The organism is Deltaproteobacteria bacterium (genome assembly GCA_016930875.1).
Classification (GTDB): Bacteria; Desulfobacterota; Desulfobacteria; order Desulfobacterales.
On sequence record JAFGFW010000076.1, the window covers coordinates 1 to 6,045 of the forward strand.

Consider the following 6,045-nt stretch of genomic DNA (forward strand, 5'->3'; position numbering starts at 1 on the left):
CCCAGGCAAAGCATTGTGTTTTCGAGTCACTAAAAATCAAGCCCATCCGGTCAAGAAAAAAATCGAAGTCAGCATTATCATCAAACATTTTTTTGCGGGCTATCCCCCTGCCTATAATATGATGTAACGCTCCCGGCCCATCTATGCGTGCTTTTCGTGGCATAAAATCCTAATATTATCTAATAATTGATCTGTCAACTTATATTCTGACGTACGTCCCCTGTATCCTTATAAGATGCCTTCTTGCCGAGGTTTACAATTTTGAACAATGGATTTTGAACAATTTAAAGAATTGATTTCCTTTACTTCAGGCCCGCTTTGCGCAGTGCGTCTGTTACGAGGTCAACTTGAGATTTATCCTTGAAAGGGAGTGTCCTTCCATACTGCTCCAAAGAAAATGTTGGCCTTATCTTAAGAACCTGGGCAGCCGCTGTGTGTGCCTCCTCTTCCCGTCCCGTTAAGATGCATGTGACAGCGAGCGCTATCTGGGCAAGCTGACTCATGGGGTTTCGCTCTACCGCTTTCTTGGCATGTTGGAACGCATCCTCATACCGGCCAACGACACGGTAAGCCATGCTTGACATAACAAAAGATTGGGCTATGGAGGGATTCAGGCGTACCGCCCTCTCAAGCAGTGGAAGCGCCTCCTCATGCTTTCCTGAATAGGCTAGGGCAAGTCCGCAATTGTTGATGACGGAATAAGAATTCGGATCAAGGACCAATGCCCGCTCAGCCTGAGAAACCGCCTTGTCGTATTGTAGTGTCATGGCAAAAAGATAAGCCAGAACACCTTGCGCAGTGGCATCCGATTCATCCGGGGAAACGCCTATAGCGCTTACATAAATTCACCCGTTATGTAAAGCTTTACACAGGCAGGGCTTACTTCAACCGGAATTATGTTTTGGCTTCGCAAAACATCAATTCTTTATTCGTTATGTAAAGCTTTACATAACGGGTGAAATTAGCTGAGCGCTATAGGCTTGGGTCCGACCCAATGCCGTTACTATGGACGAAGTGCGTTTAATGATGAAGCTGTCCCTGCCAAGGCCGCCCGGCTTTTGTGGTCCTTTGTGCAAGCGGTTGTTGAACGAAGCCGCTACGCGGGGGAAAACTCTCAAATCAGTTATACTCCCACAGTTGCCCAATTCCGGGCGCTATAAAAAGGGAGTATACCATGATCCAAGCGGAAAAGAATCGGTTTACTGAACTTTATCAGCGTCACCTGCGTTTACTCAAACTTCAGGGCAAGAGCCAAAAGACCATTGATTCCTACTCTCGGGCTGTGCGTCGAATCAGTGAACATTTTAATTGCAGCCCCGATCAACTGACCCTGGAGCAACGGGAGGAATACTTTTCCAATCTTGTCGAGTCCCATTCTTGGAGTACCGTCAAGATTGATCGTAACGGGCTCCAATTCTTCTGGAAGCATGTCCTCAAACGCGACTGGGAGTGGATAAATATCGTCAAAGCCCCCAAAGTGCAGTCTCTCCCCGATATCCTCACCATCTCCGAAGTGGAACAATTGATCGGCGCCACACGCAAGCTGAGATACCGTACCTTTCTGCTGGCAACCTATTCCATGGGCCTGCGCCTCGGAGAGACCCTGGCATTGCAGGTGGGGGATGTCGATGCAAAAATGAAGCAGATACACGTCAGGCGCGGCAAGGGCCATAAGGATCGCTTTGTTCCACTGCCCGACCTCACCTATCAGGCATTACGCGCTTTGTGGTGTAAACATCATAACCCATGCTGGTTATTCCCCAATGCCGTAGGATCACCCGAGCGTATCCGCACGGCCACCACGCACATGGATCGGGGCGGCGCTCAGGCGGCCATGAAAGCGGTCGTGGCCCAGTGCGGGATTAAAAAAAAATATCGATTCACTCCCTTCGCCACAGTTTCGCCACCCATCTGCTTGAACAGGGCCTGAGCCTTCGTCATATCCAAGCGTTACTCGGTCACGCCAGCCCGATCACCACTGCACGCTATTCTCATTTGACCGACATCACCGAACAGAACTCCTTCGACACCATCAACCGCCTCATCAACACCCTGCACGTCGATCTGAGGAGGCTATAATCATGAAACTCGCCTCCCTCATGGATAAGTACCACGAGGCCTTGCAGACCAAATACGGCTCACGGCTTTTGCCAGGCCATCTGCGCGCCATCCAGGCGATCAGCCGATGCCGGACACCGGATGCCGGCCAGTTGCTCGTGCAATGCAGCCACTGCGGTCATACTATGTTGCAGCCCCGTTCCTGTGGGCATCGCAGCTGCCCACAATGCCAGAACCATGAAACCTCGCTCTGGCTGAATCGCCAACAGAAAAAGCTCCTTCCAGTCGAGTACTTCATGGCAACCTTTACGCTTCCCTATGAGCTCAGATTCCTGGCCTGGAATCACCAAGCCCTCGTTTATAAACTCCTTTTTGCATGCGCTTCCAGCACGCTGAAGGACTTCGGCCTGAACCCCAAGAATCTCGGTGCCGACATCGGTATGACCGCAGTGCTGCATACTCATAACCGGCGCCTGGGTTATCACCCGCATGTCCATGTCGTAGTACCAGGCGGCGGCGTGGATAAAGCCAAAAGACAATGGAAAAAGAAAAAAAGCAAGTACCTGTTCAATGAATTCGCCCTGGCCAAAGTGTTTCGCGCCCGCTTTCGCGAAACGGCGACCAAAGCCGGACTCAGCTTGCCAAATTCCCCACGAAAATGGGTGGTTGACTGCAGACGCGCCGGAACGGGTCCGTCCGCTTTGAAATACTTGTCGCGGTACCTATACCGGGGCGTCATCCCTGAAAACAATATCGTGTCCAATCATGATGGCAATGTCACCTTCAAATACGTCGAAAGCCGCACCGGCAAAATCCGTTACCGCTCCGTAAAGGGCGAAGACTTCCTGTGGCTGGTCTTACAACATGTTTTGCCCAAAGGCTTTCGTCGAGCAAGAGACTATGGTTTTTTGCATGGCAAGGCCAAAAAGCTGTTGTCCTTGGTCCAGTTAGTTGTGCAGGTTTTGATTCAAGCCTGTGAAACAAGACCCCGGCCGGTCTTTAAGTGCCCTAAGTGTCAGGCACCTATGAGAATACTGGCTATCGGTCAACCGCCCTGGTCATCAGGATAACACCCCCTATCGGCTATCACCTGTCATTTGCTCAATCACAGGAGGATTTGTTCTTCTCTATGACATAAGTTCCGCCTTTTTTAGCTTCATTGCGAGCTAAGCGATCTTGCTCGCCCTAAAAAAAGCTTTCATCCATTCCCGGATGTTACCGCCTCCCATTCCAAAAAATATATTTGCCTATATATTGACACAGCCCGAATTCCGGCGGGCTTGTCCAACTACAGGATAAGATCGTGGTTCGCTTCGCTCTCACGATCTATCCTTATTCGTTGGGCTGTGGCTAAAATGCAAACATGAGCTGCAAAACTGAAACGACGTCTAATTGAGCCTTTGAGTCAATTGTCCCAAGTCTTTTAATAAGTCGTGACTTATCTATCGTTCTAATCTGGTCTAGTACAATTTGGCCTGTTTTTTTTCTAAACCGGCAGGAGACTCTGGTAGGGTATTCCTTTGTTGCGGATGTCATTGGTGCGACAATGGCTGTTCTAATGTTTTCATTCATTTCGTCAGGCGAAACAACCAGACATTGTCTTGTTTTCTGAATTTCAGACCCGACAGTAGGGTCAAGTCCGACCAGAAAAACATCAAAACGGTTTATTACCATTGCCATTCTTCATCATCCCATGAATTTGTAATGTCTCTATCGTCTATGATCAGCTTGTCATCACCTTTTTCCGCCATTTTTTTGAAAGCTTTGTCCCACCCTTCCCGGGCATTTTGAACAGGACGGATAATAATCTGGTTTTTTTCCAACTCTATCTCGACGTCATCCCTGATACCGGTTTGTTCAAGAATGGGTTTTGGAATACGTAACCCCTTAGAATTGCCTATTTTTATTATACTTGCCCTCATAGTGCCACCTCCTTTATAGGTAGTCACATTGTAATTACATATAAATGTAATGTCAACCGGAAAATTAATAATGTATTTTTTGGCCCAACGCCCCGGTCACCTGGCGGCGGGGAATAAAATAAAACCCCAATCTGGACGAAGGAGATTCTAATAGCGCCCAGTTTTGAAAACCGCAGGCAATAGCCGCTCAGGTGCACTGGGATGTTGGGGAAGATTGTCGGCTCTGAAGCCACTTTTTGAAAGAAGCCTGACTTTCGCCTGATGGCCTTCCAGCAACAAGACCTTCCACACTTATATCTTCGTCTATGTCTTCCCAGTGGATCCCTTGACCTTTTCCGATAAGTCGCCAATTTGATCGTTCATCAGGGCTGCCATGCTCAAGGCGAGGGTACCAACCTAAGGGAACCGAAATGGTCCGTCCGTCACTAAGCTCAACGGTCAGGGTGTCCTCTGTTGCATGGACATCCACGGCATAAGGGATTTCTATTTCAACGGCCAAAAAATTCATTCAATGCCTCCACGAAATATTCTTGGTTTTCTTCAATTATACTCCGGATCTGCTTTAATTCAAGACGATTGAAGCCCCCACTGTTTTGAAGGCGGATTGGATCAAGCCAGAACTTTGCCACTTTATCGTCTCGTTCGACATGAATGTGGTGTGGTTCATCTCGATCGCCTGCATAAAAAAAGAATCGATAAGGACCGGATCTGAAAACTGTTGGCATTCAATTTACCTTTTCTTTTTTATTATTGTTTCCCCCAACTGCCCGCTAAACCCGCCGGTGCTTTTTCCGGACGAGTTGGAGCGGATGTTGGGCTCAGAGTTTCTTCTTTACCTCTTTCTTCTTCAGCTCTTCATCCAAGTATTTGAACTCTTTACTGGTGTATGTGATTAGGAGGCCTATCTTGAAATTGTCGCCATGAAGCGAAAGGATTATGTCCGTATTGGGTGTCTCCCATTTTGATCCCTTCGTCATGTGCCCTACTGCGACGGCTGTTCCCCAATGGCTAGGATCGTTCTTGTAAAGCTCGTTTTTCCAATTCGTTCTATCGATGACTGGTTTGCCGTACTTTTCCGAGAGTGCGACCCACAAACGCTTAAAATCGTCCAGGTAGTCTGTTTGATTGGTATGCTCTTCCTTTATTATGTACATGCCACTGACGAGCTTGCCATGGAATAAGGTGTAAGCGACATGACAACTGAGGGTATCGATTATGTCTTTGTAGCCGAGTGCCATTTTCGGTTCAGATGCTTTCCCTTCAATAAAGGGGGTGCCTGTCTCGGTGGATTTAACCTCATCAGGAGACATGCCCCAAGTCGCGCCACGGAAGTCAGCAGGTTTCGTTTCCGACCACGAATTTGGCAGCGAACAAATGCAGAGCAACATCAGTGTTGAGGCCAGCGTGAATAAGTCTCTCATGGTGATCTCTTTTATGTGATGATATTCCTAGATGCCCAACGCTGCGGGTCACCGGGAGGCCCACTTTATGGCCGATCCGGTGGAGCCGCTTGTTCGCTCAAAGCACATTTTGAAGGTCCTCTCTTGTAATCTCGCAGTCTCTCAGAATTTGCGCCATGAGGCCTCGGCTGACGGTCTCCCCCCGATGCACTGCAACAACAGTGCATCGACCATCAGGATGGCGAAGAAAATGATGGCTGCCCCTGCTTCGGATGACTTCAAAGCCCAACCGAGCCAAAGCTTTGATAAGACGGCCCCCGGTCACGGATGGAAATGTGCCCATACTCAAACCGCCACGCGCTGGACGCCCACGAATTCTGTGGTTGTAGGCTCCTCAACTTCAAGGCAAAGTTCAATCGCTTCCCTAATCCGCTTCATCAAGACATCGAGTGACTTCGCCTGTGTATGGCAACCGCGAAGAGCCGGAACCGTCGCCACGAAGTATCCGTCTTCATCCCTTTCGATAACTACATTGAACTCACGGACCATTCTCCAATCCTCCTTCTTTTCAAATTCCAAAAGCTAGCCAAAGATATTTGAAATTTTTGGGGGTAGTGCAGAATTGAGTGAGTACCCCTTTATAAACACTATGGTATCAGCGTTCA

11 protein-coding genes are annotated in these 6,045 nt (G+C 48.6%); 3 read left to right on the forward strand and 8 right to left on the reverse strand.

Translation table 11 applies throughout. From position 1 onward, the window contains the following. Positions 1-302 precede the first annotated feature (302 nt). The gene (locus JW883_07425; GenBank protein MBN1842093.1) at positions 303-767 is read right to left on the reverse strand and encodes a tetratricopeptide repeat protein; all 465 of its coding nucleotides are present in this window, start codon (positions 765-767) and stop codon (positions 303-305) included. A gap of 407 nt (positions 768-1,174) precedes the next feature. Here JW883_07425 and JW883_07430 point away from each other — a divergent pair, with 407 nt between their 5' ends. The 3 genes from JW883_07430 to JW883_07440 are packed head-to-tail and all read left to right on the forward strand — an operon-like array spanning position 1,175 to position 3,128. Further along, positions 1,175-1,930, forward strand: coding sequence for a site-specific integrase (locus tag JW883_07430; GenBank protein MBN1842094.1), 756 nt, complete (start codon positions 1,175-1,177; stop codon positions 1,928-1,930). Then, positions 1,873-2,079 (forward strand): tyrosine-type recombinase/integrase, encoded by a 207-nt coding sequence (locus JW883_07435; protein ID MBN1842095.1) that lies wholly within the window; start codon positions 1,873-1,875, stop codon positions 2,077-2,079. Before JW883_07430 ends, JW883_07435 begins: the two co-directional genes overlap by 58 nt. A 2-nt stretch (positions 2,080-2,081) precedes the next feature. Further along, entirely contained in the window at positions 2,082-3,128 is a 1,047-nt protein-coding gene (locus tag JW883_07440) for a transposase (GenBank protein ID MBN1842096.1), read from the forward strand. Between the two features lie 280 nt (positions 3,129-3,408). Here JW883_07440 and JW883_07445 read toward each other — a convergent pair whose 3' ends face one another. The 7 genes from JW883_07445 to JW883_07475 all read right to left on the reverse strand — a co-directional run bounded on the left by JW883_07445 (position 3,409) and on the right by JW883_07475 (position 5,929). Beyond that, positions 3,409-3,738 (reverse strand): type II toxin-antitoxin system PemK/MazF family toxin, encoded by a 330-nt coding sequence (locus JW883_07445; protein ID MBN1842097.1) that lies wholly within the window; start codon positions 3,736-3,738, stop codon positions 3,409-3,411. Beyond that, positions 3,726-3,980 carry an AbrB/MazE/SpoVT family DNA-binding domain-containing protein gene (locus JW883_07450; protein ID MBN1842098.1) on the reverse strand — a complete coding sequence of 85 codons (255 nt, stop codon included), beginning with the start codon at positions 3,978-3,980 and terminating at the stop codon, positions 3,726-3,728. The genes JW883_07445 and JW883_07450 overlap by 13 nt, the downstream gene beginning before the upstream one ends. A gap of 187 nt (positions 3,981-4,167) precedes the next feature. After that, positions 4,168-4,488 carry a DUF2442 domain-containing protein gene (locus JW883_07455; protein MBN1842099.1) on the reverse strand — a complete coding sequence of 107 codons (321 nt, stop codon included), beginning with the start codon at positions 4,486-4,488 and terminating at the stop codon, positions 4,168-4,170. After that, entirely contained in the window at positions 4,469-4,705 is a 237-nt protein-coding gene (locus JW883_07460) for a DUF4160 domain-containing protein (protein ID MBN1842100.1), read from the reverse strand. The genes JW883_07455 and JW883_07460 overlap by 20 nt, the downstream gene beginning before the upstream one ends. A gap of 93 nt (positions 4,706-4,798) precedes the next feature. Beyond that, entirely contained in the window at positions 4,799-5,401 is a 603-nt protein-coding gene (locus JW883_07465) for a hypothetical protein (GenBank protein MBN1842101.1), read from the reverse strand. A gap of 97 nt (positions 5,402-5,498) precedes the next feature. Beyond that, positions 5,499-5,723: a type II toxin-antitoxin system HicA family toxin gene (locus tag JW883_07470; GenBank protein MBN1842102.1), complete on the reverse strand. Its 225-nt coding sequence runs from the start codon at positions 5,721-5,723 to the stop codon at positions 5,499-5,501. A gap of 2 nt (positions 5,724-5,725) precedes the next feature. Continuing rightward, positions 5,726-5,929, reverse strand: a complete 204-nt coding sequence (locus JW883_07475) for a type II toxin-antitoxin system HicB family antitoxin (protein MBN1842103.1) — start codon at positions 5,927-5,929, stop codon at positions 5,726-5,728. Between the last annotated feature and the right edge of the window lie 116 nt (positions 5,930-6,045).